This is a genomic window from Aggregicoccus sp. 17bor-14 (genome assembly GCF_009659535.1).
Lineage (GTDB): Bacteria > Myxococcota > Myxococcia > Myxococcales > Myxococcaceae > Aggregicoccus.
The window spans coordinates 570,101-595,661 of the sequence record NZ_VJZZ01000001.1 but is presented as its reverse complement, the minus strand read 5'-3'; the positions used below and the strand labels follow the sequence as shown (position 1 = coordinate 595,661).

The window sequence follows — 25,561 nt, the reverse complement described above, 5'->3', positions numbered from 1 at the left end:
GGTGCCGCGAGGGCGGACTAGCCCTGGCGCGTCTGCTGCTTCTCGCGCACGTCGCGCTCCACGCCCGCGGCCGTCGTACTGGAGAGGGCGTCCGGCGCGCGCTTCTGCTCGGGCTGCTCGTCCATGCCCTCGCCAAAGCCCCGCTTGAAGTTGCGGATGGCCTGGCCCAGCGACGAGCCGAGCTGCGGCAGGCGGCTGCCTCCGAAGAGGAGCATCAGCACTGCGAAGATCAGCAACATTTCCATCGGTTTCAGGCCCATCACAACATGCTCCTTCGAAGTGCCCGGGAGGGGGCTGCCTGGAAAAGGCGCGGCGAGCATACCGGGGGGACCCCCCGGCCGCCAGCGCGATGCGGCGCGAGGCCGCCTGCATGCCCGGCGCAGGGTCGCGGGCGGACTTATTGGTCCTGGAAGGGGAGGGTGAGGAACAGGGTGGTCCCGCCCGCGTCGCTCCAGGCGCCCACCTCGCCGCCGTGCAGCGCCACCTCGTGGCGCGCGAGCGAGAGGCGCAGCGGGTCCTCCAGCTTCTTCTCCTCGAAGGCGCGCGCCTCGCGCTCGAAGAGGCGCGCGGCGAAGGCCGCCTCCAGGGGCACGCCGTGGCGGCGCACCTCCACGCGCACGCCCGTCACGTCCCGCGCGCAGCGCACCTCGATGCGCTCGCCGGCCTGGGCGCGCGTGAGGTGGTGCGCGATGAAGGCCTCCACCGCGTGCTGCACCCGGCCCCCGTCCAGCGGCAGGTCGGGCAGCTCGGGCACCGGCGCGAGCGAGAGCTCCACCCCGGCCGCCGAGGCCTCCTCCTGCAGGGGCTTGAGCGCCTCGGCGAGCAGGGGAGCGAGCGGCTGCACCTCCCGCTCGAAGCTCAGCCCGCCGAGCTCCGCGCGGCTCGCATCGAAGAAGTTCTGCGCGAAGCCGAGTGCGCGGTCTGCGTTGCGCCGGATGGTCTCCAGCCCCCGCTGCACCCGGGGCTCGTGCGCGTAGCGGGGCCCCAGCAGCAGCCCGGCATAGGAGCGGATGTTCGCGAGCGCCCCGCGCAGGTCGTGCGAGGCGAGCGAGAGGTAGCGCACCCGGGCGAGCCGCCCGGCCTCCTCGGGGGCCGCCGGCAGCACCCAGAGCAGCCGGGAGCCGTCCTCGAGCAGCTCCTCGCCCGCGTACACCGCGCGCGCCGCGCTCACCCAGAGCGAGCCCTCGGAGCGGTGCAGCCCCGCGGCCTCCAGCAGCTGCGCGAGCCCCTGCACCTGCGAGGGGAGGGCGGAGAGGCCCAGCAGCGAGAGCAGGCGAGCGCTCACCGTGCGCGGCACGCCCTGCGGCGAGCACACGGCCACCCCGGGGCCTGCGCCCCCTGCGATGAGGCCGCCTGCGGCCCCGACCCCCTCACTCCACACGCGCGCCTCCTCTGGGGCTCACACCGACCCTTGGGGAAGGTGGGGAGGCCCTGTTGAGTTTGCAACGTGGGCAGAACATCCGGCGCCCGGGCACGATTTCTCACCCGCCAGTCGCCCTTCTCGGGGACAATTCGCATGCTGCACGCGGAGCAACTCTCACCTGGCCGCCTCGACCTCCTCATCGACTCCCTCAATGACACGTCCCAGCACGGTGCTCGTCGTCGACGATGACCCGGACATCCTCGAAGCGCTCTCCGAAATCCTGGAGGCCGAGGGCTTCGAGATCCGTCGCGCTCGCAATGGCAAGGAGGCGCTCGAGCGGCTGGAGCCGGATGCGCCCCAGCTCATCCTCCTGGACCTGATGATGCCGGTGATGGACGGCTGGGAGTTCGCGCAGCGCATGCGCCAGCGCCCGCCCGAGATCGCCCGCATCCCCATCATCGTGCTCAGCGCGGACCGCAACGTGGGCAGCAAGGCCACGGACCTCGGCGCGGTGGGCCACCTCGCCAAGCCCTTCGAGCTCAACGATCTGCTCGAGCTGGTGCGCCGCTCCCTCGAGCCGTCCGCCGTTCCCGCGCAGCGCTGACGCGCACGCGACTGCGTCAGCTGCGCCTTGATCTCCGCAGGGGCGGTGGTTACGGTCCGCCCCGTATTGACTCATCAGTCAACCGCTGCATGGAGGAACGCATGGCCGACCTGACCGCGAAGAGCATCCTCGAGACCGAGATCCCCAACGTCCTGAAGGCCAAGCCGGAGCTGGCCAAGGAGATCAACGCCATCGTCCACTTCAACGTGACGGGCGACCAGGGCGGGCAGTGGACGGTGGACCTCACCAAGCCTTCCGACTGGGTGAGCACCGGCCTCAACGGCGAGCCGAAGATGACGGTCACCGTGAGCGACCAGGACTTCGTGAAGCTGCGCCAGAAGCAGCTCAACCCGCAGATGGCCGCGATGCAGGGCAAGCTCAAGTTCAAGCCCATGGACATGGGCCTCGCGATGAAGCTGGGCAAGCTGCTCGCCTAGGCGAGCCTTCCCCGTCGCACCGCATGCGGCGCGCTCTCCGGCCCCGCCGGGGACCGCGCCGCGTGCGTTTCGTGAGCCCGCCGTCCCCGGAGCCGCCCCCACCATGTCCACCTCGTCGCCGCAGGGCCTGCCGCTGCAGGGGCTCAAGGTCCTGGATCTCACCCGGCTGCTGCCCGGGCCCTACGCCACGCTGGTGCTCGCGGACCTGGGCGCGCAGGTGGACAAGGTGGAGGACCCGCAGGGCGGCGACTACCTGCGCCACTCGCCGCCGCTGCAGGAGTCCGGTGAGAGCGCGCTCTTCTACGGCCTCAACCGCAACAAGCGCTCGCTCGCGCTGGACCTGAAGCGCCCCGAGGGCCGCGCCGTGCTCGAGGAGCTCGCGGGCCGCTACGACATCCTCGTGGAGAGCTTCCGGCCCGGGGTGATGGACAAGCTGGGCCTGGGCGCGGAGGCCCTGTGCGCGCGCCACCCGCGACTCATCTACTGCGCCATCAGCGGCTACGGCGCGAGCGGACCGGACCGGCTGCGCGCAGGGCACGACATCAACTACGCCGCTCGCGCCGGCGTGCTGGGCTACGGCGGCGAGGCGGGTGGGGCGCCCGCCTTCCCCGGCGTGCAGCTGGGGGACATCGGCGGCGGCAGCCTCTTCGCGCTGGTGGGCATCCTCGCAGCGCTGCACGAGCGCGAGCGCACGGGGCGCGGGCGCTTCGTGGACGTGTCCATGACGGACGGTGCGCTCGCCTTCCTCCACATGCACCTGGCCGGGCGGCTCGCGCTGGGCGCCGAGGGCCCGGCGCTGCGCCGCGGCGAGGAGGTGCTCAACGGAGGCTTCGCGGGCTACGGCCTCTACCGCACGCAGGACGGGCGCTACCTCTCCGTCGGCGCGCTCGAGCCCAAGTTCTTCACCGGCCTGCTCGAGACCCTGGGCTGTCCCGAGCTGCTCGCGGACGCGTACTCGGGCGGCGAGGCGGGCCAGCGCGTGAAGGGCGAGCTCGCGCGCCGCTTCGCCCTGCAGCCGCTCGCGCACTGGGTGGAGCGCTTCCGCCCGCTGGATCTCTGCGTGGAGCCCGTGCTCGAGGGCGACGAGGTGCTGCAGGATGCGCAGCTGCGCGCGCGCGGGCTCTTCGTGGAGGCGGAGGACCCGCAGCGCGGCAAGCAGGTCACGCACCTGCTCACCCCCTTGCGCCTGGGGGAGACGCCCCTGCGCCCGCCGCCCGGGCTCGGCCAGCACTCGCGCGAGATCCTGCGCGAGGCCGGAGTGTCCGACGAGCGCCTGCGCGCGCTCGGGCTCTAGCCCGGGGGGCCATTGCGCGGGCCCCGGGCCTGGTGTTGACTTGCGAGTCAACACCCCGAGCCGGAGGTCCGCGCCATGCTGAACCCCTTCACCGAGGAGCACGAGGCGTTTCGCAAGTCGGTGCGCGCCGTCGTGGAGAAGGAGCTCACCCCGTACGCGCTCGAGTGGGATCGCGCGGGCATCTTCCCGCGCGAGGTGTTCAAGAAGTTCGGCGAGCTGGGCTTCCTCGGCATCAACCACGATCCCAAGTACGGCGGCAGCGGGCTGGACTACTGGTACGTGACCGCCTTCTGCGAGGAGCTCAGCCGCAGCCGCAACGCGGGCGTGAACATGGCGCTGCTGGTGCAGAGCCAGATGGCCACGCCCATCATCAACGAGATCGGCTCGGACGAGCAGAAGCGCGAGTTCCTCGCGCCGGCGCTCGCCGGAGAGCGCATCGCGGCGCTGGGCGTGAGCGAGCCGGGCTGCGGCTCGGACGTGGCGAGCCTCAAGACCACCGCGCGCCGCGACGGCGACGACCTGGTCATCAACGGCTCGAAGATGTGGATCACCAACGGCACGCGCGCGGACTTCATCACGCTCGCGGTGCGCACCGGTGAGGCCGGCTACGGCGGCATCTCGCTGGTGACCTTCCCCACGGACGTGAAGGGCTTCTCGGTCTCCAAGAAGCTCGACAAGGTGGGCAACCTCTCCTCCGACACCGCCATCCTCTACTTCGAGGACTGCCGCATCCCGCGCCGCTACATCCTGGGCGAGGAGAACGAGGGCTTCTACCACGTGATGACGAACTTCCAGGGCGAGCGCCTGGTGGGGGCGCTCACCACGGTGGCCGGCATGGACCGCATGGTGGAGGACTCGCTGCGCTACGGCCAGGAGCGCGAGGCCTTCGGGCGCCCCCTGATCAAGTTCCAGGTGTGGCGCCACAAGTTCGTGGAGCACCTCACCGCGATCGAGGCGGCGCGCCGGCTCTGCTACTACGCGGTGGATCTCTTCGACCGCAAGCAGGACGCGGTGAAGGAGATCTCCATGGCGAAGCTCTTCGCCGGAGACCTCGCCCAGCGCGTGGCCTACGACTGCCAGCAGTTCTTCGGCGGCATGGGCTACATCGAGGAGACGCCGGTGGCGCGCGCCTGGCGAGACATCCGCCTCATCACCATCGGCGGCGGCACCTCCGAGGTGATGAAGGAGATCATCTCCAAGCTCTCCGGCTTCTGAAGGGGACGGCCGGCGGGGCGCCTCACTTCTTTCCGAACAGTGCCTCGGCGGCGCTCAGCAGCGCCGAGCGGCTCTCCTTCGCGTGGAGCCCGCCCTCGCCGATCTGGAACAGCTCGCAGAAGTTCGCGCGGTCCTTGTCGCGCGGCACCTCGGCGAGCGGCTCCTTGCACTCCTTGGCCACGCCGGGATCGAAGTGGCGGCAGTTGCGGCAGGAGCGGATCTCCTCGCCGCACTTGGGACACTCGTCGCTGCGGCCGACCTGGTTGCCGACGATGTCCAGCACCTGTCCACAGTGAGCGCATCCGGGCATGCGCCCTGTCTACCCGAAGCGGGGGGCCGCTGTCAGGGCAGGAGGCTGGGCGCGAGCGCGGTGGCGCGCTGCGGGTCGCGCGGCTGCTCGTCGGAGTCCCGGCCGCCGCTGCTGCCGCTGCCGCTGTTCTCGTGCAGCTCGCTCTCGGCGTCGATGAGCTGATCGTCCAGCCGCTTGAGGAGGTAGAGGGCGTAGGTCGCCACGGCCCCGAGCGCGCTCAGGAGCGTGGCGAGCATCTGGCCGCGCTGCCACAGGTTCGCGCGCTCGAGCGTGGCGCGGCGCGCGGCGAAGGTCTTGAGCTGCTGGTCCGCCATCTTCGAGTCGAAGCTCTGGCTGTACTCGGCCGCCTGGGCCTTGCCGCGCACCAGCAGCCAGTCGGCCTCGTCGCGCAGGACCTCGGCCCGGTAGAAGCAAGCGCCGGCGATGCCGGCGGAGGCGACCGAGAAGAGGGCGGCGGCAACGACGCTGCGGGCTTGCATGAGACCTCCGGATGCAGACCTCTGCGGGTGGGACCGTCACACACCCGCGACTGCTCCGCCTTTCCGGAAACAGTAGGCGATGGTAGGGACCAGCCCTGACATGGGCAAGCCCTACCGTCCGAAAGACCACTACTTCCAGAAGGCGAAGCAGGAGGGGTTCCGCGCCCGCTCCGCCTTCAAGATCGACGAGATCGCCAAGCGCTTCGGCATCCTCAAGAAGGGCGCCGCGGTCGTGGACATGGGGGCCGCGCCCGGAGGCTTCCTCCAGGTCATCGCGGACGCGGTGGGCCCCTCGGGGCGCGTCGTCGGCGTGGACCTCGCCGCCATCCGCCCCTTCAGCCAGGCCTACGTCACCACCGCCGTGCTGGACGTGCTCGCGGACGACTTCGACCAGAAGCTCGCCGCGCTCTACGACGGCCCGCTGGACGTGGTCGTCTCGGACCTCGCGCCGAAGACCAGCGGCATCCGCACCACCGACGAGGCGCGCTCCTTGCGGCTCGCCGGCAAGGCGCTGGACGTGGCGCTCGCGCGCGGCAAGCCCGGCTCGCACTTCATCGCCAAGCTCTTCATGGGCGGGGACTTCGAGGAGTTCCGCAACCTCGTGCGCAGCCACTACGAGGACGTGAAGATCGTCCGCCCCGAGGCGACCCGCGGCGCCAGCATGGAGGTCTACATCGTCGGGCTGCGCAAGCGGCCGCCGGCCAAAGCGCCCGCCGAATAGACCGAAAGGCGGGGCCTGCGCGTTTAAGCTCGCACCATGCCCCTCGCCTCGCGTCTGCTGACGCTGCTGCTGCTCGCCCTCTTCGTCCTGCCGCTCGCCGCCGCGGCCCAGGGGCGCCTGCCCTCCTGGAAGCAGATCGACGGCCTCATCGACGAGCAGAAGTTCGAGGAGGCCGCACGCGCCACCGAGGCCCGCCTCGCCGCGGCGCGCAAGGGCCCGGACGAGGCCGAGTGGACGCGGGCGCTCATCCAGACCGTGCAGCTGCGCATCGGGCTGCACGGCTACGAGACCGCCGTGCGCTTCCTGCGCGAGGAGCCCTGGCCCAAGGGCGCCGTGCACCGCGCCGCCCTGCAGCTCTTCTACGCCTCGAGCCTCGTGCAGTACGCGCAGGCGTACGGCTGGGAGATCCAGCAGCGCGAGCGCGTGGCCTCGAGCGGGCCGGTGGACCTGAAGTCCTGGACGCGCGAGCAGCTGGACACCGAAGCGCAGCGCGCCTTCTTCGAGGTGTGGAAGGGGCGCGAGGCGCTGGGCACCGAGCCCGTGACGGTGCTCGAGCGCTACGTGCGGCCCAACACCTATCCGCCCGGCATCCGCGGCACGCTGCGCGATGCCGTGACGTACCTCTGGGTGGCGCAGCTCGCCGACAGCTCCGCCTGGCGCCCCGAGCACGCGAGCGGCGTGCACCGGCTGTCCCTGCCCGCGCTGCTCGAGGGCACGCCGCAGGTGGACCTCGTGGACCCGGCGGTACACCCGCTGCTCAAGCTCGCCTCGCTGCTGGGTGACCTCGAGGCGTGGCACGCCGGTGCCGGGCGCAAGGAGGCGGCGCTGGAGGCTGCGCTCACCCGCGAGGCGCGCCTGCACGACAGCCTCACCGAGCAGGACGACCGCGCCGGCCTGCGCCGCCACCTCGAGGCGCGGCTCCTGAAGGACAAGGCGCTGCCCTGGAGCGCGATGGGACTGGGACAGCTCGCCCAGCAGGAGCGCGAGGCGGACCAGCCCGTGAGGGCGCGGGCCCACGCGCGCGAGGGGCTCGCGGCCTTCCCGAAGAGCGAGGGTGCGAAGCGCTGCGCCGCGCTGGTGCGAGAGCTCGAGGCCCCGGACTTCTCCCTCTCCACCATGGTGGTGGACGGCCAGGGCAAGCGCTCGGTGGAGGTCACGCACCGCAACCTCCCGGCGGTCTTCTTCCGCACCTACGCCTTCGACCTTGAGGCGCGGCTGCGCCAGGCGGACGACTACAACCTGCTGCCCTACGGTGAGGACCTGCAGCGGTTGATGGCCGCGAGCGCCCCTGCGGCGCAGTGGCGCCAGGCGCTGCCCAGCACGCCGGACCTGCGCTCGCACCGCACCTTCGTCGTCCCTCCGAAGCTCGGGCCCGGCATGTACCTGCTGGTGGCCTCCGCCCGCGAGGACTTCCGCGCAGCGCAGAACCCGGTCCTGGGGAGCTTCTTCACCGTGGGCCGCTGGGTGCTGGTGAGCCACGAGGAGCAGGGCGAGCGCATCGCGGTGCGGGTGCTCGAGGGCGAGACGGGCAAGCCCGCTCCCGGCGTGGAGGTGCGCCTGGTGGTTGCGGACTACCAGCGCCACCACCACGAGGCACAGTCGCAGAAGAGCGATGCGCAGGGCGAGCTCACCTTCCTCGCGGATGCCTCGCTGCGAAACCGCGGCCTCTTCCTCGTCGCGGGGCGCGGGCGCGAGGCCGAGCTGGATCCCGGCACGTACACCCTCTACGAGCGGGGCCTCCCAGGCACCACGACCCAGGCGCTCGTGTTCACCGACCGCAGCGTGTACCGGCCCCAGCAGCGGGTGCTCTGGAAGGCGGTGCTCTTCGAGGGCCGCGGCGACCAGGCGCGCTACCGCACCGTGGCGCAGCGCACGCTCACCGTGTCGCTGATGGACCCGAACAACCAGACGGTGGAGACGCGCACGGTCACCACCAATGCCTTCGGCTCGGCGGCAGGTGAGTTCACCGTGCCCACGGGGCGTCTGCTGGGGGCCTGGCGCGTGCAGACCAGCGTGGGCGGCGCCGCGCCCGTGCGCGTGGAGGAGTACAAGCGGCCCACCTTCGAGGTGACGCTCGCCGCGCCCACCGAGCCGCTGCGCCTCAACCGCATCGCGCACTTCCGCGGCGAGGCCCGCTACTACTTCGGGCTGCCCGTGGCGAGCGGCGCGGTGCGCTGGCGCGTCACGCGCGTGCCGGTGCTGCCGTGGTGGGGTTACTACCGCTCGGACAAGGTCGGCGGGACGGGGGAGGTGGTCGCCACGGGCAGCGCCTCGCTCGGGGCGGACGGCTCCTTCCCGGTGGACTTCACGCCCGAGGCGGACGTGCGCCAGGCAAGCGCGAAGGACGTCACCTACCGTTACCGCCTGGATGCGGACGTGACCGACGAGGGCGGCGAGACGCGCTCCGCCGAGCGCATCTTCCGCCTCGGCTTCGTGGCGGTGGAGGCGCGCGTGGACAGCGACGTGGCCTTCCTTCGCGAGGGAGAGCGCGGGCAGCTGCGCCTCCTGCGCTCGGACCTGGATGGCTCTCCGCGCCCGGGCGCGGGGCACTGGACCCTCTCTCGACTCACGGCACCTGCGACGCCGCTGCTCCCTGCGGAGGAGCCCGTCGAGCCTCCCCCGGTGGTCCCGGGCGGTGAGCCGCGCGCGACGACGCCTGGGGACTCGCTGCGCCCGCGCTGGACGACGGACTACGATCCGATCGCCACGCTGCGCCGCTGGGCGGCCGGGAAGGAGCTCGCGCACGGAGACGTGACGCACGACGCGCAGGGCGTTGCCACGCTGGAGCTGCCCACGCTGCCGAGCGGCGCGTACCGGCTCACCTACGAGACGAAGGATGCCTTCGGCGCGCGCTTCACGGTGAGCCGCGAGTACCTCGTCGCGGGCAAGGACGCGGGCGTGGGGCTCCCCGCGCTGATGCAGCTCGAGCGCACCGCTCTGAAGGTCGGAGATCGCGCCCGCGTGCTCGCGCTCTCGGGCTTCGAGGGACAGCCCCTGTTCCTCGAGGTGATGCAGGCAGGGCGCGTCGTGGAGCGGCGCACCGTGCTCGGCAAGGCGGGCCAGCCCCTGGTGGAGCTGCCCGTCACCGAGGCCCTGCGCGGCGGCTTCACCGTGAGCGTCACCGCCGTGCGTGACTACCAGGCGATGCGCTTCAGCGAGACGGTGCTCGTGCCCTACGACGACAAGGAGCTGAAGGTGGAGTTCGCCACCTTCCGCGACAAGCTGCGCCCGGGGAGCAAGGAGACCTGGCGGGTGACGGTGCGCGGGCCCGACGGCGCGAAGGTGGGCGCCGGCGCGGCCGAGCTGCTCGCGTACATGTACGATCAGTCGCTGGACCTCTTCGCCCAGCACTCGCCGCCGTCGCCGCTCGCGTACTACCCGCAGCGCGGCCAGGGCTCGGACACGCGCGTGTCCCTGGGCCAGGCCAATGCGATGTGGATCCGGGGGCCGGAGTCCTCGCCCGAGGGCTGGTCGATGCCCGAGGGAGACACCCTGCGCTTCTTCGAGAACTACGGCATCGGGGGCCCGGGACGTCGCGCCTACGGGAGGGTCATGGCGGAACCGATGATGGCCGGCGCACCGCCCCCTCCACCGCCGTCACCGGCGAAGGTCGCGCGCTCCACGTCCGCAGAGAACGCGATGGAGGACAAGTCCCAGCTGAAGCAGGCGTCGGTGCAGGAGGCCCTCGCGCCCGCTCCGGCGCCCGAGCTGCGCAGCAACTTCGCGGAGACGGCGTTCTGGGTGCCGCAGCTGCTCACCGACAAGGACGGCTCGGCCACGCTCGAGTTCACGGTGCCGGACTCGGTCACGGCCTGGAGTGTCTGGGTGCACGCGCTCACGCGTGACTTCCAGGGGGGCTCCGTCAATCGCAAGGCGCAGAGCGTGAAGGAGCTGATGGTGCGCCCCTACCTCCCTCGCTTCCTGCGCGAGGGAGACCAGGCGGTGCTCGAGGTGGTCGTCAACAACGCGGGCAGCAGCGCCATGAGCGGCACGCTGCAGCTGGAGGTGCTGGACCCGGAGCGCAACGTGAGCGTCGCGCAGGACTTCGGCCTGCGCGCCCTCACGCAGCCCTTCACCGTCGCGGCGGGGAAGGGGACGTCCCTGCGCTTCCCGCTCACCGCGCCGCGCCGGGTGGGCACGGTGGCCTTCAAGGTGACGGCCACCGCGGGCGCCTTCAGCGACGGAGAGCTCCGCCCGCTGCCGGTGCTGCCCGGGCGCATGCACCTGCAGCAGAGCCGCTTCGTCACCCTGCGCAACGCGGACCGCAAGGAGATGCGCTTCGCGGATCTCGAGCGCACGGATGATCCCACCCGCATCGACGAGCAGCTCGTGGTGACGGTGGACGCGCAGCTCTTCTACTCGGTGTTGCAGGCGCTGCCCTACCTCGTGAACTACCCGTACGAGTGCACGGAGCAGACCCTCAACCGCTTCGTCTCCACCGGCATCGTCACCAGCCTCTTCGACCACTACCCGGCCGTGGCGCGGATGGCGAAGGAGCTGAGCACGCGCGACACGCGCCTCGAGACCTGGGACGCCGCGGACCCGAACCGCAAGATGGCGCTCGAGGAGACGCCGTGGCTGCAGGAGGCGCAGGGCGGCCGTGACCCGGGCGCGCCTCTGGTGAAGGTGCTGGACCCGCGCGTCGCGAAGGCCGAGCGCGACAGCGCGCTCGCGAAGCTGCAGAAGGCCCAGACCTCCAGCGGCGGCTTCCCGTGGTGGGCGGGCGGGCCTCCGTCCCCGTACATGACGCTCTACATCGTGCACGGGCTCGCGCGCGCCGCGGAGCACGGCGTGCAGGTGCCCCGCGACGTCACCCAGCGCGCCTGGGCCTACCTCGCGCGCCACTACCGCGAGCAGTACGCCGGCAAGCTCGCGAAGCAGGACACGGGTTGGGAGTTCGTCACCTTCCTCAACTACGTGGCCTCGACCTACCCGGACCCGTCCTACACGGGCGATGCGCTCACGGCGAAGGAGCGCGAGCAGATGCTCGCCTTCAGCTTCAAGCACTGGAAGCAGCACTCGCCCTACCTCAAGGGCTACCTCGCGCTCACGCTCCACCGCGCGGGCCGCACGAAGGACGCGCAGCTCGTCTGGGACAGCGTGATGGACTCGGCGAAGACCACCGAGGAGCTGGGGACCTTCTGGGCGCCCGAGGACCGCGGCTGGCTCTGGTACAACGACACCACCGAGACGCACGCCATCGCGCTGCAGACGCTGAGCGAGCTGCGTCCGAAGGACCCGCGCCGCGACGGGCTCGTGCAGTGGCTCCTGCTCGACAAGAAGCTCAACCACTGGAAGAGCACCCGCGCCACCGCCGAGGTCATCTACGCGCTGGTGAAGTACCTCGAGAAGGAGGGGGCGCTCGGCATCCGCGAGGAGGCGCGCGTGAGCGTGGCCGGCCAGACGACCCAGTTCGTCTTCGAGCCGGACCAGTACACCGGCAAGAAGAACCAGGTGGTGGTGCCCGCCGAGCGGCTGAAGCCCGGCATGGACAGCCGGGTGGTGGTGGAGAAGGGGACGAAGGGGCTCGCCTTCGCCTCGGCCACCTGGAGCTTCAGCACCGAGCGCCTGCCGGAGGAGGCGCGCGGCGACTTCTTCCAGGTGACGCGCCGCTACTTCAAGCGCGAGCGCTCGGGCACGGAGGCCGTGCTGCGTCCGCTCGAGGAGGGGGCCCGGCTCGAGCCTGGAGACGAGGTGGAGGTGCAGCTGTCGCTGCGCGCGAAGCACGCCGCCGAGTACGTGCACCTGCGCGACCCGCGCGCCGCGGGCCTCGAGCCTGAGACTGCGGTGTCCCGCCACAAGTGGGACCTGGGCATCGTCTGGTACGAGGAGACGCGCGACTCGGGGACGAACTTCTTCTTCGAGTGGCTTCCGGCCGGCGAGTACACCTTCAAGTACCGGCTGCGGGCGAACATGGCGGGCACCTTCAAGGTGGGCCCCGCCACGGTGCAGTCCATGTACGCGCCGGAGTTCAACGCCTACTCGGCGGGTGCCACGCTGGGCGTCGGCACGCGCCCCTGAGGATGCTTACCCTCCCGGGACGGGCACGCGGGCGAGCGCGCTGCGTCCCGAGGAGGTGCGTCATGGCGTGCGAGGGCTGCGAGGTGAAGCCGGAGGAGCGGGAGGCCGAGGGACTCGCGGGCATCCGGATGAGCCACGTGCGCGAGCTGGCCGCGCACCCCGAGACGATGGCCACGCTCTACTGGTGCCCCACCTGCGGGGAGCTCTGGGAGCTGGGCGCCTTCGACAAGACCTCGGCGCCCATCGAGCGGCAGCGCGCCGAGGCCGAGTACGTGGGCGTCCTCATCCCCGTCCACGCGTAGGCAGCGTCCTCCCTCTCCGCCTGGGAGAGGGTCGGGGTGAGGGTGCGGGGCGAAGCTGCGTCACTCCCCGCACGTCGCCCGCGCGTCCGTGGGGTACAGCGTCGCGATCCCGTAGGTCCCGTTGCGCGTTCCGCAGAACACCTGCCACGCCCCGCCGCCGAGGTCCGGCGCGCTGTACACGCCGCCCTCGCGTCCACTTCGGTCGCAGCAGCGCACGAAGGCGCGCGTCCCGATGGCCACCACCTGTACGGGATCCGACTGCTGCGGAAAACCGCCGACCGGCTTCGTCGCGCAGGACCACGGCGCCACGGCGTGGAAGCGGATGAGGTAGCTGCCGCGCTGCACCGGTGCGCCGCCCCTCACCGGACCGTCGAAGCACAGCTTCCCCTCGGACTCGAGCTGCGCGTAGCGGGGCAGGTAGTGCAGCCCGCCGATCTGCTCGCGGCCCCAGTCGTCCCCGCAGAACACGTGCGTGAACGCGTTGCGCGGGCCAGTGCCCACCCAGAGCGAGGTGAGCCACTGCACGTTCGCCTCGCGGTTACCCGGGCGGCCCGCGGCGGAGAGGGCGCGCTGCAGGCGCGGGTCGTCGTAGTGGGCGGCGAAGAAGCGGCGCGCGTCCTCGGCGCTGACCGAGGCGTCCGGCCGGGCGGGGCACAGGCCCAGAATCTCCCGGTCCGCCGCCGAGAGCGCAGGAGGCTGCGAGAACAGGTGCCGGCTGCAGGAGGTGGCACAGCCGTGGGCGTTGCCAACCGTTGTCACGGCACGAGGCGCGGAGGCCGACGGGGGCGCTCCTGCCGTCGGCGCGCGCGCGGGAGGCGCCTGCTGCGGTGACGAGGCTGCTGACGGGCTCGAGCGAGCCTCGTCCGCGGGCGGGGCCGCCGACGTGGCAGCACTGGCGCACAACACCCAGCCTGCGCTTCCCCCGGGCCCCTGCAGCTTGCACCAGGCGCCGCCGGGGCCGCCGCGCTTGAGCAGTGGGTACGTGTGGCCGGGCGCTACCGCGAAGGCCTCGCGCTTCGAGCCGGGCTCGGTGACGGCCGTGCCAGCAGCGGAGGCGCGGTAGGTGGACCCCTGCGCGAGGGCGAGCAGGGGCAGCAGCATGACGAGAGCGAGGGTGCGCATCGCGGCGCACTGTAGCGTGCGCACGGGCTCACGGTGGCGAGCCCGGCACCCTCGACGCCGACTACGCGATGCGGACGCGGGCGGCCTTGAGCTTTCCCACCTGCACCAGGTACTCGCCGGGGCCCAGCTCCGCCTTCGGGTCGGAGACCTTCTCTCCGTTCACCCGCACGCCGCCCTGGGCCATCAGCTTGCGCGCCTCGGTGACGCTCGCCGTGAGCTTGGCCTCGGTCGCGACCTTCGCCACGCCCATGGCCGCAGCGCCCGCGAGCGGCACCTCCACCAGCGGCAGGTCCTCGACCACGAGCTTCTTCTCCGCGAAGCGCTTCTCGAAGTCCTCGGCCGCCTTACGGCCCGCCTCGGCGCCCTGGAAGCGGCTCGCGATCTCCTGCGCGAAGGCCACCTTCGCGGCCTTGGGGTGCGCCTTGCCGCTCGCCACGTCGCTCTTGAGCTGCTGCACCTCTGCGAGCGAGCGGCCCGACAGCAGCTCGTAGTAGCGCCACATCAGGTCGTCCGTGATGCTCATCAGCTTGCCGAAGATCTGCTCGGCCGGCTCGTCGACGCCCACGTAGTTGTCGAGGCTCTTGGACATCTTGTTCCCCTCGATCTTCCCGTCGACCGCCTTCGCGTCGAGGCCCTCGAGGATGGGCCCGGTCATGACGATCTGCGGCTCCATCTCGCTCTCCTTCATCAGCGTCCTGCCCACGAGCAGGTTGAAGAGCTGATCCGTTCCGCCCAGCTCCACGTCCGCCTTGAGCGCCACCGAGTCGTAGCCCTGCAGCAGCGGGTAGAGGAACTCGTGGATCGCGATGGTGCGCCCGTCGCGGAAGCGCTTCTTGAAGTCGTCGCGCTCGAGCATGCGCGCCACCGAGTAGCGCGCGGCGAGGCGGATGGTGCCCTCGGTGCCGAGCTTGTCGAGCCACTCGGAGTTGAAGCGCACCTGCGTCACCGCCGGGTCGAGCACCTTGAAGACCTGCTTCTTGTAGGTCTCCGCGTTCGCCGCCACCTCGTCGCGGGTGAGGGGAGGGCGGGTCGCGTTCTTGCCGGTGGGGTCACCGATGAGCCCGGTGAAGTCGCCGATCAGGAACACCACCGTGTGGCCGAACTCCTGGAAGCGCCGCATGCGCGTGAGCAGCAGCGAGTGCCCCAGGTGCAGGTCGGGCCGCGTCGGATCGAAGCCCGCCTTGATGACCAGCGGCTTGCCTGAGTCGTAGGAGCGCTTGAGCTTCTTCTGCAGCTCCTCGGCGACCTGCAGGTCCACCGTGCCGCGGGTCACTTCCTGGAACTGCTCCTCGGGGGTCGCTCTGCGCAGCGCGTCTGAAGCCATGGGCGCGTTTTAGCGCACTGGCCGAGCGCGTCTAGGTGCCCGGCAGGTGCTCGCGCACCCGCTCGATGCTGCGCGCGCGGCCGCTGGCGTCGTCGATGTCGATGACCACGCCCTGCAGGTAGACCAGGTTCTTGGCCACCTCGTACGGGGTGTGGCGCAGCGTGACGAAGCGCTCCACGGAGAGCTCCTTGCGTACGCCGATCACCGAGTCGAGCGGGCCGCACATGCCCACGTCCGTGATGAAGGCGGTGCCGCCCGGGAGGATGCGCTCGTCCGCCGTCTGCACGTGGGTGTGGGTGCCCACCACCGCGCTCACCTTGCCGTCGAGGTGCGCGCCCATCGCATTCTTCTCGCTCGTGGCCTCGCAGTGCATGTCCACGAGGATGCAGTTCGTCTGCTTCTTGAGCTCCTCGACGAGCTGCAGCGCGAGCGGGAAGGGGTTGTCCAGGGGCTTCATGAAGACGCGCCCCTCGAGGTTGATCACCCCGAGCTTGCGGCCTCCCGGCGTCTGGATGACGGTGTGGCCCTTGCCCGGCGCGCCCTTGGGGTAGTTCGCGGGGCGCAGGAGCAGGTCCGGGTTCTCCTGGATCCAGGGCAGGATCTGCTTCTTGGTCCAGAAGTGGTTGCCGCTGGTGAGGAGGTTCACCTCACTCTGCAGCAGGTGCTCCGCCGTCTCGCCGGAGATGCCGGCACCCCCCTCGCTGTTCTCCGCGTTCGCGATGACCAGATCGATGGAGTGCCGGCCGATGAGCTTGGGCAACAGGGTGCGCACCGCCGTCAGACCCGGCTTGCCCACCACATCGCCCATGAAGAGGACTTTCACGCGTCGCCGAACTCCCAGTCGCGGCACAGCCCGCGAAGGGACTCAGACTCGGTCACCACCAGGTCCATGTCCACGTCATCCTGGTTGGTGGGCAGCACGTTGACTACCTGGTCCGAGAAGGCCAGGCCCACGCGCCGGCTGCGGGCGCTCGCGGCGCGCAGGGTGGCGTCGTAGTAGCCGCCCCCGCGCCCCAGGCGCTTGCCGTCGCGCGTGAAGCCGAGCCCCGGCACCACGAAGAGATCGATCTGGTCCACCGGCACCAGCTCGCTCGCGCTGTTGGGCTCGCGCACGCCCAGGCGGCCCGGCTCCAGCTCGCTCTCGGACGTGATCGCCCGGAACGAGAGGATGCGGCCGTGGACGTGCGAGAGCGGGTAGCAGACCACCTTCTCGTCGGCGAGCGCCGCGATCAGGATGTCCCGCGTGGGCACTTCACCCCGGATGGGCGCGTAGAGCGCCACGGTCCGGGCCTTCTGGTAGTACGGTGACGCCAAAAAACGAGACTGAACCTTCAACCCTCGCCCGTCGATGACGTCTGGCGTCATCGCCTTGCGCCGCGCGGTCAGCTCCTCGCGCAACGTCACCTTCCGGGCCGCCCCCTGATCCACCGCCGTCTCGCTCACGCCCTTGCCGCTCCGAAGAAAAAGTCCCCCGCCGTATGGCCGTGTGCCAAGCGTCCATTGAACCCAGTAGAAACCAGGTGGGACCCGAGAATGGCTCCGTAGGCTTCCCTCTCCCCGTGAGGGGGAGGGCTTGCACATGGAACCCGAAACGGACCCCGTAGTGGACGTATCGGTTCGAATTTCTGCTGGGCATCACGCGCCCCGCAGGGGACAGCCTTTTAACAACCCGTTCTACTCTAAACTCCTGAAGTCACAGGCAAAACGTCAAGCTGCCTGCTGAAATGATAAGGACGCCTCTGCCGCCGGTCAAGGCGTCGTGCGTGCGTTTACAGGGGGAGGAGGCACCTCTATGCTGTCGGATAGTTTGCACATCTCGCCGCCGGTGCAGCCCTTTCCGATGCGCCTCCCCTGCCTCCCGTTGCTCGCACTGCTCGTCCTGGGCGCTGCGCCCGTGGGCTCGGCGGCGCCCGTGCCCGGCTCCCCCGCGCCCGAGGGCCTGTACCGGGCGGACCCGCTCGGCCCCCTGCTCCTGAGCCGCGAGGGAGACCGGGTGAGCGGCCACGCCGCGGGCGGAGGCGCCTGCGGTTTCGAGGAGAAACGCCGGGTGCTGGAGGGCCAATTCCAGGGCCAGGTGCTGGTGGGCTCGGTGCTCCTGTGCCAGACGGGCGCGGCGTGCGCGCCGGAGCGCAGCTACCCGCTGCTCGCCTTCTACAACCCTGCGGATCACACGCTCTCGGGCCACGTGCGGCTGGAGCCCGGGTGCCGCTCGGCGGCGCTCGGGGAGGGCGGCGCGCTGGTGCTGGTGGCCGCGGGCCCCGGCGCCCGGCCGGGCAGCGCGAGCGCGGCGGAGCCCGTGCGCGGGACGAGCAACCCCGAGGCTGCGAAGGCCGCCTTCGAGAAGGGCCAGCGCCTGCTCGCCGCGCGCGACTACGTGGGCGCCGCGCAGCAGCTGCAGGTCGGCATCTCCTACGACGAGCGCAACTGGGCGGCCTACCAGCTGCTCGGGGTGGCGGAGTTCTTCCGCGGCCGCGTGCCCGCGGCGCTCGCGGCCTACGAGCACTCCGCGGAGCTCAACCCCCGCGAGCCCACCACCTTCTTCAACCTCGCCTGCGCGCACAGCCGGCTCAAGGATCGCGCGAGCGCCCTGCGCGACCTGGGGCGCGCGGTGGAGCTGGGCTTCGCCCTGCCGGACGAGATGCGCCAGGACGCGGACCTGAACCGCCTGCTGGGCAACGATCCGGAGTTCAAGGCGCTGGTGAAGCGCGCGGACGAGCAGCAGCGCGCCGAGGCGCGGCGAGGGCGCGCGAGGCCGTGACCGCGCCGCCGCCCTCGCGCCAGAGCCTTCGGCTCTTCGGCAACTACGAGCTGCTCTCGGCGCTCGGCCGCGGGGGCATGGCCGAGGTGTTCCGCGCGCGCGTGCTCTCCGGCCCCCGCGAGGGCTGGACCGTGGCGCTCAAGCGCCTGCACCCCGCGCTCACCGGAGACGCGGACACCGTGGTGCGCTTCCTCAGCGAGGCGGACCTCACCCAGGCGCTCGCGCACCCGAACATCGTGCGGGTGCTCGAGGTGGGCGCGCTCGCGGGCCAGTACTTCATCGTGATGGAGCTGGTGGACGGGCGCGACCTCGCCCAGGTGCTGCGCCGCTGCAAGTCGCGCGGCATCCCGCTGCCGGTGGACTTTGGCGTGTACCTGGCGAAGGTGCTGCTGGGGGCGCTCTCCTTCGCGCACGGGGCGCGCGGCTCGGCCGGGCAGCCGCTGGGCATCGTGCACTGCGACGTGTCCCCCTCCAACGTGTTCATCTCGCGGCTCGGCGAGGTGAAGCTGGGGGACTTCGGCGTGGCGCGCGTGCGCGTGGGCGGCGCGCACTCGGGCGCGGAGACGCTGGGCAAGCCCTACTACCTCTCGCCCGAGGCGCTGGAGGGCGAGGTCTCGGCGCCGCTGGATCTGTGGGCCGCCACGGTGGTGCTCTACGAGCTGCTCACGCTCGAGCGCCCCTTCACCGGCCCCACGCCGGAGGCCGTGTTCCAGGCGATCCGCAGCCGCAGCTACCGCCCGCTGCGCGCGCTGCGCCCCGAGCTCCCCGAGGCGCTGGAGGCCGTGGTGGCGCGCGGCTTCGCCGAGCGCGTGGAGGACCGCTTCGCCTCCGCCGCCGAGTACGCCGAGGCGCTCGCGCCCCACTACGACGAGCGCGTGGGCACGCCGCTCGCCATCGCGGCCCTCGTGCGCGGGCTCTTCGGCGCCTCCGACGAGGGCTGAGCGAGCGATGTCCGAGCGCGCAGGGGCGCTCGCCGTGCGGCCTCCCGGACAGCAGCCGCCCGGACGAGCGGTGTCTCTGTGGCCTGCGCCGGGCACTGCGCGCGGCCACCTGCCGTGCCGAGCTTTCTCCGTGCGCGCCGCGAGAGGGCGCGAGGACTCGAGAGACACGGAGGAGCACACCATGGGCGACAACACCAAGGTCCCGGACGGCGAGCACGGGCTGCGCCAGGATCAGGACGAGAGCGGCGAGCAGCGCCAGGGCCGGCAGGCCCAGGACGAGGAGGGCGCGCACCGCAAGGAGACGTTCACGAAGGAGCCGCTCGAGGGCGAGCCGGGCTACGGCGAGCCGCCTCCCGAGGTGCGCAAGGACAAGCTGCCCGATCAGGGCTGGTAGCCGCTCAGGCCGCGCGCGCCGCGGGCACGTGGGCCACGAGCGCGGCCACCACCCGCGCGACCTCGGCCTCGCTCGCCTCGGGGCCGAGGGAGAAGCGCAGGCTCGCGCGGGCCTCGGCCTCGCTCAGCCCCTGCGCGCGCAGCACGTGCGACGCGGAGAGGGAGCCCGAGGCGCAGGCGGCTCCCGCGGACGCGCTGATGCCCTCCAGGTCGAGCGCGATGAGCAGCGCCTCACCGTCCGCCCCCTCGAAGTGCAGGTTGCTCGTGTTGGCCACGCGGGGCGCGCCGCCCCCGTTGACGCGTACCCCCGGCAGGCGCGCGAGGAGCTCGGCCTCGAAGGCGTCGCGCAGGGCGCCCACGCGCGCGGCGTGCGCGGGCTGAGCCGCCTGGGCGAGCTCCAGCGCGAGCGCGAGCGCCTCGAGGAGGGCCAGCGCCTGGGTGCCGCCGCGCCGTCCGCCCTCCTGGTGTCCCGGGGTGAGCGGCTGCAGCGCGAGGCCGCCGCGCACGACGAGCGCGCCGGCCCCCGCGGGCCCGCCGAACTTGTGCGCCGAGAGCGAGAGCAGGTCCGCGTCCACCTCGCGAAAGCTCAAGGGCAGCTTGCCTGCGGCCTGCACGGCGTCCGTGTGGAAGGGGATGCCGCGCGCGCGGCAGGCCTGGGCGAGCGCACGCACCGGCTGCACCACGCCCGTCTCGTTGTTCGCCCACATCAGCGAGCACAGGGCCGCGGCATCCGGGCCCTCGCCGAGCGCCGCCACGAGCTGCGCGAGAGGCACCTGGCCGTCAGGCCCCGGCGCCACCTTCAACAGCTCGGCGCCGTGGGGCTCGAGCTGCGCGAGCGCCGCGAGCAGCGCGGGGTGCTCGATGCTCGAGGTGACGATGCGCCGGCGCGCGGGCTCCTTCCGCGTGCGCTCGAGGAAGGCTCCCTTGAGCGCGAGCGCGGCGGCCTCGGAGCCCGAGGCGGTGAAGCACACCTCCTTCGGCTCGCAGCCCAGCACGCGGGCCACCCGGGCGCGCGCCGCATCGAGCCTCGCGCGGGCGGCGCGCCCCTCGCGGTGCGTGCTCGAGGGGTTCGCGGCGGGGGCGCCCGCAGAGAGCGCCTGCGCGAGCTGCGCGGCCACCTCGGGGCGCAGGGGGGTGGACGCGTTGTGATCCCAGTAGATCACGTGTCCTGCGCGGACAGCAGGGCCACCGGGCGCTCCTCGGAGACGCCGAAGGCCTCGAGGAACTGCGCCACGAGCTCGCGCTTGAAGGCCTTGCGCTTCGCGGCGTTGCCCGAGAGCGGCAGGCGCGCACCCGCCATGCTCCCGTGGCCGCCCGAGGAGCCGCCCTTGTTGTCGCAGATCTCGCGGATGAGGCGGCCCGCGTTCATGCGGCGGTCCTTCACGCGCAGGGAGACGAAGAGCTGGTTGCGGAAGGTCCCGTACGCGAGGCTCCACTTCATCCCCTCGAGGAACATCATCCGCTCGGCGACCTCGGCGACCATGTCCGGCGAGTAGACCTCCTCGAGGTTCGTCACGATCGCGGTGCCGTGCACCTTCGCCCGCTCGAAGGCCGTGTGGTAGAGCTGGAAGTAGCGCGCGGGGAGCACCGGGTGCTCGATCTGCCCCAGCAGCTGCTTGTCGCAGCGCGGGAACAGCCACAGGTAGCTGTCCACGTCCGTCTGGGTCGTCTCGCGGCCCAGGTCCCGGGTGTCCGCCTTGATGCCGTAGAAGAGCGCGGTGGCCACCTCCACCGAGGGCTCCTGCCGCGCCGCGCGCAGGTACTCCACCAGCATGGTCGAGGTGGCGCCGAAGTCGCCGCCCACGTCCGCGAAGGGGCAGAGCAGGCTCTCGTCGCGCAAGGGGTGGTGGTCCACGACGATGTCCGTGCGGATTCGCGAGGGCAGCGAGTGGTTGCCCACGGGCGGCTGCGTGTCCACGAGGCCGAAGAGATCGTAGTCGTCGAAGTTCAGCTGGCTGATGTGCGTGACGGGCAGGCGCAGCACCTTCACGAAGGCGATGTTCTCCGCGCGCCCGATGATGCCCCCGTAGCCGACCTCCGCCTCCACGCCCGCGCAGCTCTCCAGCACGTGGCCCAGCGCCACCGCGGCCGCGATGGAGTCCGGGTCCGGGTTGTCGTGGGTGACGATGAGCGCGCGCTTGTGACCCTTGGCCACCCGCAGCAGGCGCTCGAGCTTGTCGCGCGCCGGCAGGTGCGCGAGCCTCGGCGGGGGCTCCGATCCGTCCTCCGGGAGCGGCGCGGGGACGGGGGCCGGAGGCTTACGGCCGGGGGCTGTGGGGGAGACAGGCATGGCGGGCGAGGGACGCTTTTACGTCTGGACCAGCGAGTGGAGAAGCTGAAGAGCGTCTGAATAACGCTCCGGAACCGGCGTTTCCAGGACCCCGACGGTGTCCCGGAAGCGGGGATCGTTGACGAGGCAGCGAAAGGCCGTCAGCCCGAGTGCTCCCCGGCCGATCTCCTCGTGGCGGTCCACGCGGCAGCCGAGGCCCTTCTTGCAGTCGTTCAGGTGGAAGCAGGCGACGCGCTCGAGCCCCACCAGCCGGTCGCACGCGTCCATCACCTGCGCATAGCCGCGCTCGGTGGCCAGATCGTAGCCGGCCGCGTAGAGGTGGCAGGTGTCCAGGCACAGAGAGACGCGGGACTCGGCCTTCACCTGATTCAAGATCTCCGCGAGGTGCTCGAAGCGCCAGCCCAGGCAATTCCCCTGGCCGGCCGTCACCTCGAGGCAGAGGCGGGCGCGAAAGCCGGGCGTGCGGGCGTGGACCTCGTCGATCCCCTCGGCGATGAGCCTCAGCCCGCGCTTCTCGTCCGGGTGGCCGCCCGGGTGCAGCACGAGCAGGCTCACCCCCAGGCGCTCGCAGCGGGTGAGCTCCTCGGTGACGCACGCGAGGGAGCGCTCGCGGTGGCCGGCGTCCTCGGTGGCGAGGTTCACCAGGTAGCTGCCGTGGGCGACGGAGGGGAGCCCCGTGCGCGCGGCCTCGCGCCGGAAGGCCGCGGCCTCCGCGTCCGCGAGGGGCGGGGCGCTCCAGCCGCGCGCGTTCTTGGTGAAGATCTGCAGGCTCTTCGCGCCGTGGGCCTCGGCGCGGGCAAAGGCCTGGCTCACGCCGCCGGCGATGGACTCGTGGGCTCCGAGGATCACGGCGGCGGGGTGGGGGACTAGTTGATCGCCTTGTAGCGGCGGTTGAGGTCGCGGAAGTACTTGAGCCCGTTGTCGAGCGAGTTCTCGATCGCGTCCATCAGCAGCGTGCGGAAGGCGCCCACGGGCGCGCGGAAGCTCTCGTAGTACTTCTGCCGGTCGATGGAGTGGATGACCGCCGGCATGTACCCGTGGCGCAGCAGGATGAGGTTCGAGCACATGCGCGCGACCTTCCCGCTGTGCTCGGTGAAGGGGAAGATCTGCAGGAACTGGTGCTGCACCGTGGCCGCCTGCTTCAGCGGGTGGAACTCGCGGAACTCCGCGCTCGCGGTGTAGTCCACCAGCTTCTCGAGCAGGGCGGGGATCTTCGCCGGCTGCGCGATGTCGTGGAAGTAGGTGCGGTGCAGGGGCATGTCCTTGCGGTAGCCGCCCTTCTCGCGCTCCTTCGCCAGCTCCTTCTCGGTGCGCTCGCGCCGCTCCGCCGCCGCACGCGCCGCCTGTGCCTCGGGCGTGTTGCCCGCGAACAGGTCGTGCATGCGCTTGATCGTGGTCAGCGTGATCTGCGCCTGCTTCTTGCCGCCCGTGGCCTCCTCGCGGATGTAGTCGCAGACGGCCTTGTGGTTGCGGATCTCCAGCACCACCGGGACCATGGACGCTTCCGCCGCGCCGCGCTGCGGGTGCAGCGCCACCTGCAGCTCCTGCGGCGTGTAGACGACGCCCTCCAGCGCCGCGTCGTGGTAGATCCACGACATCTCGAAGCGCTCGAGGAACTCCTTCGACTTCGACTTGTAGATGTCGAGGTACTCGCGAAGGGAGTCGTTCTTCTCGTCGATCTCTTGGTAGCGTTCCTTCACGGACGTACGGCTCCTTCGCGCGCGGGCCCCGGGGAAATGCCCCTTCCCCGGACCGCGGGTGGAAACGACGCCGTGATTGTAGAAATTCCGCGCGCTTAGGACAATTAAAACGCCCGGCGCCCTCTACGGGCCGTGCGCCCGCCCTCCGGCTAGACGTAGGTCAGCCACTCGGCGTACCGGGGTTCCTGCCCGCGCACCGCCCGGAAGTACGTCTCCTGGACGAGCTGCGTGATGGGCCCCGGCTTGCCCGTGCCCACCTGCCGGTTGTCGATCTCGCGCACCGGGGTGATCTCCGCGGCCGTGCCGGTGAAGAAGATCTCGTTCGTCACGTAGAGCGCGTCGCGGGTGAAGGTCACCTCCTGCACGGTGTGGCCCGCGTCCTGGAGGATGCGGATGACCGAGTCGCGGGTGATGCCGTCCAGGATGGGGCAGGAGAGGGGCGGGGTCTTGATCACGCCCTTCTTGTTCACCTGGAAGATGTTCTCGCCCGAGGCCTCGGCCACGAAGCCGTTCGCGTCCAGGAGGATGGCCTCGTCGTAGCCGGCGAGCACCGCCTCGCGCTTGGCCATGATGGAGTTCACGTACTGGCCGGTGATCTTCCCGCGCACCATGTTCACGTTCACGTGCAGGCGGGTGAAGGAGCTGATCTTCGCGCGGATGCCCTCGCGGATGCCCTTGTCGCCCAGGTACGCGCCCCAGTCCCACGCCGTCACCGCCACGCGGGTGGGGTTCACCGCGCCCAGGCCCATGGCCCCGTCCCCCATGAAGGCGATGGGGCGCAGGTAGGCGCCGTTGGCGAAGAGGTCCTTCTGCTTGCGCAGCAGCTCGAGGCAGGCCTCCTCCAGCTGCGCCTCGGTGAAGGGCATCTTCAGCATGCAGATGTGCGCCGAGTCGAAGAGCCGGCGGATGTGCTCCTTCAGCCGGAAGATCGCGAGCCGCCCGTCCTGCGTCCGGTAGGCGCGGATCCCCTCGAACACGCCCAGGCCGTAGTGGAGCGCGTGCGTCATCACGTGCACGTGCCCCTCGTCCCACTTCATCAGCTTGCCATCGAGCCAGATCTGGTCGGCGCGCACGCCCTGCGAGGAGGTCGAGGAGGACATGAGGGTGGGTCCTTGGGAAAGGTTTGAACGCAAAGTACCCGGCGCGCCGGGTAAGTCAACGCCAGATGCGCACCCTGCCGGCGAAGGGCAACGCGTCGCAAGGGTCGCGCCCCGGCCGGTGTCAGCCCTGCGCGATCTGAGACAGACTGCCGCGCGCCTTCTCGATGTCGCCCTCGTGCTTGAGCACCACGTTGAGCGTGGCGGCGACGAGGTCCGCGCTCAGCACGTCCGCGTTGAGCAGCGCGAGGCTCTGCGCCCAGTCCAGGGTCTCGCTGATGGAGGGGGCCTTCTTCAGCTCCAGTGCGCGGATGGCCGCCACCGCCTCCACCACCTGCTCGGCGAGCGCCTGCGCCACGTGGGGCAGGCGCGAGCGCACGATGCGCAGCTCGCGCTCGCGGTCCGGGAAGTCGATGTGCAGGTGCAGGCAGCGGCGCTTGAGGGCGTCCGAGAGCTCGCGCGCGTTGTTCGAGGTGAGCAGCACCCGCGGCACGTGGCGCGCCTTGAAGGTCCCCAGCTCCGGCAGGGTGACGGCGTTGTCCGAGAGCACCTCGAGGAGGAAGGCCTCGAACTCGGGGTCCGCCTTGTCGATCTCGTCCACCAGCAGGAGCGCGGGGCGCTCGGAGAGCAGGGCGCGCAGGATGGGGCGGGGCAGCAGGAAGCGCTCGGAGAAGAACACCGCGTCGCTGCCGGCGAGCCGGTCCGCCGCCTCCGAGAGCGAGCCGGTGCCCTGCACCATCTCGCCGATCTTGTCCTTGAGCAGCTGGGTGTACAGCAGCTGCTTCGCGTACTCCCACTCGTAGAGCGCCTTGGCCTCGTCGAGGCCCTCGTAGCACTGCAGCCGGATGAGCTCGCGGCCCAGCCCCTGCGCCAGCGCCTTCGCGAGCTCCGTCTTGCCCACCCCGGCCGGCCCCTCCACCAGGATGGGCTTGTCCATCCGGTCCGCGAGGAAGGCGGCGGTGGCGATCTCCGGTGAGGGCAGGTAGCCGACCTGCTCGAGCCGCTGGGCGGCCTCCTCCACGCTGCGAAGGGTGATGATGTCGGGGCTGGTAGGGCTCACGGCGGGGGACCTTACCTGGAAAGGTTTCCGGGCCACTGTGGCAAAAATGCCAGGGTTTTCTCCCTCCGACGCGACAGGCCGCCCGCAGCGCGCGACCGGCGGCCGGCCAAGTGCCCGGAAGCACGGTGGG

24 protein-coding genes and 1 other RNA gene are annotated in these 25,561 nt (G+C 71.4%); 10 read left to right on the top strand and 15 right to left on the bottom strand.

Annotated features, from left to right (window positions below):
• Nucleotides 1–17: 17 nt before the first annotated feature.
• Both FGE12_RS02650 and FGE12_RS02645 read right to left on the bottom strand, forming a co-directional pair.
• A complete protein-coding gene (locus tag FGE12_RS02650) occupies nt 18–239 on the bottom strand; it encodes a twin-arginine translocase TatA/TatE family subunit (protein WP_228530503.1) in 222 nt (73 codons plus the stop codon).
• 158 nt (nt 240–397) lie between these two features.
• Nucleotides 398–1,381 (bottom strand): sensor histidine kinase KdpD, encoded by a 984-nt coding sequence (locus FGE12_RS02645; protein WP_194797497.1) that lies wholly within the window; start codon nt 1,379–1,381, stop codon nt 398–400.
• 193 nt (nt 1,382–1,574) lie between these two features.
• On the opposite strand from FGE12_RS02645, the gene FGE12_RS02640 reads away from it, so the two are divergent.
• The 4 genes from FGE12_RS02640 to FGE12_RS02625 all read left to right on the top strand — a co-directional run bounded on the left by FGE12_RS02640 (nt 1,575) and on the right by FGE12_RS02625 (nt 4,913).
• Nucleotides 1,575–1,967 (top strand): response regulator, encoded by a 393-nt coding sequence (locus tag FGE12_RS02640; protein ID WP_153864582.1) that lies wholly within the window; start codon nt 1,575–1,577, stop codon nt 1,965–1,967.
• Between the two features lie 110 nt (nt 1,968–2,077).
• Nucleotides 2,078–2,404 carry an SCP2 sterol-binding domain-containing protein gene (locus tag FGE12_RS02635; RefSeq protein WP_153864852.1) on the top strand — a complete coding sequence of 109 codons (327 nt, stop codon included), beginning with the start codon at nt 2,078–2,080 and terminating at the stop codon, nt 2,402–2,404.
• A gap of 103 nt (nt 2,405–2,507) precedes the next feature.
• On the top strand, nt 2,508–3,698 hold the full coding sequence (locus tag FGE12_RS02630) for a CaiB/BaiF CoA-transferase family protein (RefSeq protein WP_153864581.1): 1,191 nt from the start codon (nt 2,508–2,510) through the stop codon (nt 3,696–3,698).
• Between the two features lie 75 nt (nt 3,699–3,773).
• Entirely contained in the window at nt 3,774–4,913 is a 1,140-nt protein-coding gene (locus FGE12_RS02625) for an acyl-CoA dehydrogenase family protein (protein ID WP_153864580.1), read from the top strand.
• Nucleotides 4,914–4,935: 22 nt separating this feature from the next.
• Here the strand turns inward: FGE12_RS02625 and FGE12_RS02620 are convergent, their stop codons facing one another.
• Nucleotides 4,936–5,223, bottom strand: a complete 288-nt coding sequence (locus FGE12_RS02620) for a hypothetical protein (protein ID WP_153864579.1) — start codon at nt 5,221–5,223, stop codon at nt 4,936–4,938.
• A 32-nt stretch (nt 5,224–5,255) separates the two neighbouring features.
• Nucleotides 5,256–5,702: a hypothetical protein gene (locus FGE12_RS02615; protein WP_153864578.1), complete on the bottom strand. Its 447-nt coding sequence runs from the start codon at nt 5,700–5,702 to the stop codon at nt 5,256–5,258.
• A 79-nt stretch (nt 5,703–5,781) separates the two neighbouring features.
• Here FGE12_RS02615 and FGE12_RS02610 point away from each other — a divergent pair, with 79 nt between their 5' ends.
• From FGE12_RS02610 to FGE12_RS02600, 3 genes are all read left to right on the top strand, one after another.
• Entirely contained in the window at nt 5,782–6,423 is a 642-nt protein-coding gene (locus FGE12_RS02610; RefSeq protein WP_153864577.1) for an RlmE family RNA methyltransferase, read from the top strand.
• A gap of 36 nt (nt 6,424–6,459) precedes the next feature.
• Complete coding sequence (locus FGE12_RS02605; RefSeq protein ID WP_153864576.1) at nt 6,460–12,444, top strand: alpha-2-macroglobulin; 5,985 nt, start codon at nt 6,460–6,462, stop codon at nt 12,442–12,444.
• Between the two features lie 62 nt (nt 12,445–12,506).
• Nucleotides 12,507–12,746, top strand: coding sequence for a hypothetical protein (locus FGE12_RS02600; RefSeq protein WP_153864575.1), 240 nt, complete (start codon nt 12,507–12,509; stop codon nt 12,744–12,746).
• A gap of 60 nt (nt 12,747–12,806) precedes the next feature.
• On the opposite strand, the gene FGE12_RS02595 is transcribed toward FGE12_RS02600, so the two are convergent.
• The 5 genes from FGE12_RS02595 to ssrS all read right to left on the bottom strand — a co-directional run bounded on the left by FGE12_RS02595 (nt 12,807) and on the right by ssrS (nt 16,848).
• Nucleotides 12,807–13,868, bottom strand: coding sequence for an EndoU domain-containing protein (locus FGE12_RS02595; protein ID WP_153864574.1), 1,062 nt, complete (start codon nt 13,866–13,868; stop codon nt 12,807–12,809).
• A gap of 61 nt (nt 13,869–13,929) precedes the next feature.
• The gene (tyrS, locus tag FGE12_RS02590) at nt 13,930–15,192 is read right to left on the bottom strand and encodes a tyrosine--tRNA ligase (protein WP_153864573.1); all 1,263 of its coding nucleotides are present in this window, start codon (nt 15,190–15,192) and stop codon (nt 13,930–13,932) included.
• Nucleotides 15,193–15,223: 31 nt separating this feature from the next.
• Complete coding sequence (locus FGE12_RS02585) at nt 15,224–16,015, bottom strand: TIGR00282 family metallophosphoesterase (protein WP_370458861.1); 792 nt, start codon at nt 16,013–16,015, stop codon at nt 15,224–15,226.
• Nucleotides 16,012–16,635, bottom strand: coding sequence for a 5-formyltetrahydrofolate cyclo-ligase (locus FGE12_RS02580; RefSeq protein WP_194797496.1), 624 nt, complete (start codon nt 16,633–16,635; stop codon nt 16,012–16,014). The genes FGE12_RS02585 and FGE12_RS02580 overlap by 4 nt, the downstream gene beginning before the upstream one ends.
• A 21-nt stretch (nt 16,636–16,656) precedes the next feature.
• Nucleotides 16,657–16,848, bottom strand: a non-coding RNA gene (gene ssrS, locus FGE12_RS02575) — 6S RNA.
• Between the two features lie 184 nt (nt 16,849–17,032).
• Between ssrS and FGE12_RS02570 the strand changes: the two genes are divergently transcribed.
• The 3 genes from FGE12_RS02570 (at nt 17,033) to FGE12_RS02560 (ending at nt 19,285) form a co-directional block, all read left to right on the top strand.
• The gene (locus FGE12_RS02570) at nt 17,033–17,950 is read left to right on the top strand and encodes a M48 family metallopeptidase (protein ID WP_153864572.1); all 918 of its coding nucleotides are present in this window, start codon (nt 17,033–17,035) and stop codon (nt 17,948–17,950) included.
• On the top strand, nt 17,947–18,891 hold the full coding sequence (locus tag FGE12_RS02565; protein ID WP_194797495.1) for a serine/threonine-protein kinase: 945 nt from the start codon (nt 17,947–17,949) through the stop codon (nt 18,889–18,891). The genes FGE12_RS02570 and FGE12_RS02565 overlap by 4 nt, the downstream gene beginning before the upstream one ends.
• 181 nt (nt 18,892–19,072) lie before the next feature.
• A complete protein-coding gene (locus tag FGE12_RS02560) occupies nt 19,073–19,285 on the top strand; it encodes a hypothetical protein (RefSeq protein ID WP_153864571.1) in 213 nt (70 codons plus the stop codon).
• Nucleotides 19,286–19,289: 4 nt separating this feature from the next.
• On the opposite strand, the gene FGE12_RS02555 is transcribed toward FGE12_RS02560, so the two are convergent.
• From FGE12_RS02555 to FGE12_RS02530, 6 genes are all read right to left on the bottom strand, one after another.
• The gene (locus tag FGE12_RS02555; RefSeq protein ID WP_194797494.1) at nt 19,290–20,447 is read right to left on the bottom strand and encodes an aminotransferase class V-fold PLP-dependent enzyme; all 1,158 of its coding nucleotides are present in this window, start codon (nt 20,445–20,447) and stop codon (nt 19,290–19,292) included.
• Nucleotides 20,444–21,574 carry a bifunctional oligoribonuclease/PAP phosphatase NrnA gene (locus FGE12_RS02550; RefSeq protein WP_153864570.1) on the bottom strand — a complete coding sequence of 377 codons (1,131 nt, stop codon included), beginning with the start codon at nt 21,572–21,574 and terminating at the stop codon, nt 20,444–20,446. Before FGE12_RS02550 ends, FGE12_RS02555 begins: the two co-directional genes overlap by 4 nt.
• Before the next feature lie 18 nt (nt 21,575–21,592).
• Entirely contained in the window at nt 21,593–22,423 is an 831-nt protein-coding gene (locus FGE12_RS02545) for a deoxyribonuclease IV (RefSeq protein WP_194797493.1), read from the bottom strand.
• 17 nt (nt 22,424–22,440) lie between these two features.
• Entirely contained in the window at nt 22,441–23,274 is an 834-nt protein-coding gene (locus FGE12_RS30835) for a Fic family protein (RefSeq protein WP_194797492.1), read from the bottom strand.
• A gap of 149 nt (nt 23,275–23,423) precedes the next feature.
• A complete protein-coding gene (locus FGE12_RS02535) occupies nt 23,424–24,374 on the bottom strand; it encodes a branched-chain amino acid transaminase (RefSeq protein WP_153864569.1) in 951 nt (316 codons plus the stop codon).
• 121 nt (nt 24,375–24,495) lie between these two features.
• Nucleotides 24,496–25,431: an AAA family ATPase gene (locus tag FGE12_RS02530; RefSeq protein WP_370458860.1), complete on the bottom strand. Its 936-nt coding sequence runs from the start codon at nt 25,429–25,431 to the stop codon at nt 24,496–24,498.
• Between the last annotated feature and the right edge of the window lie 130 nt (nt 25,432–25,561).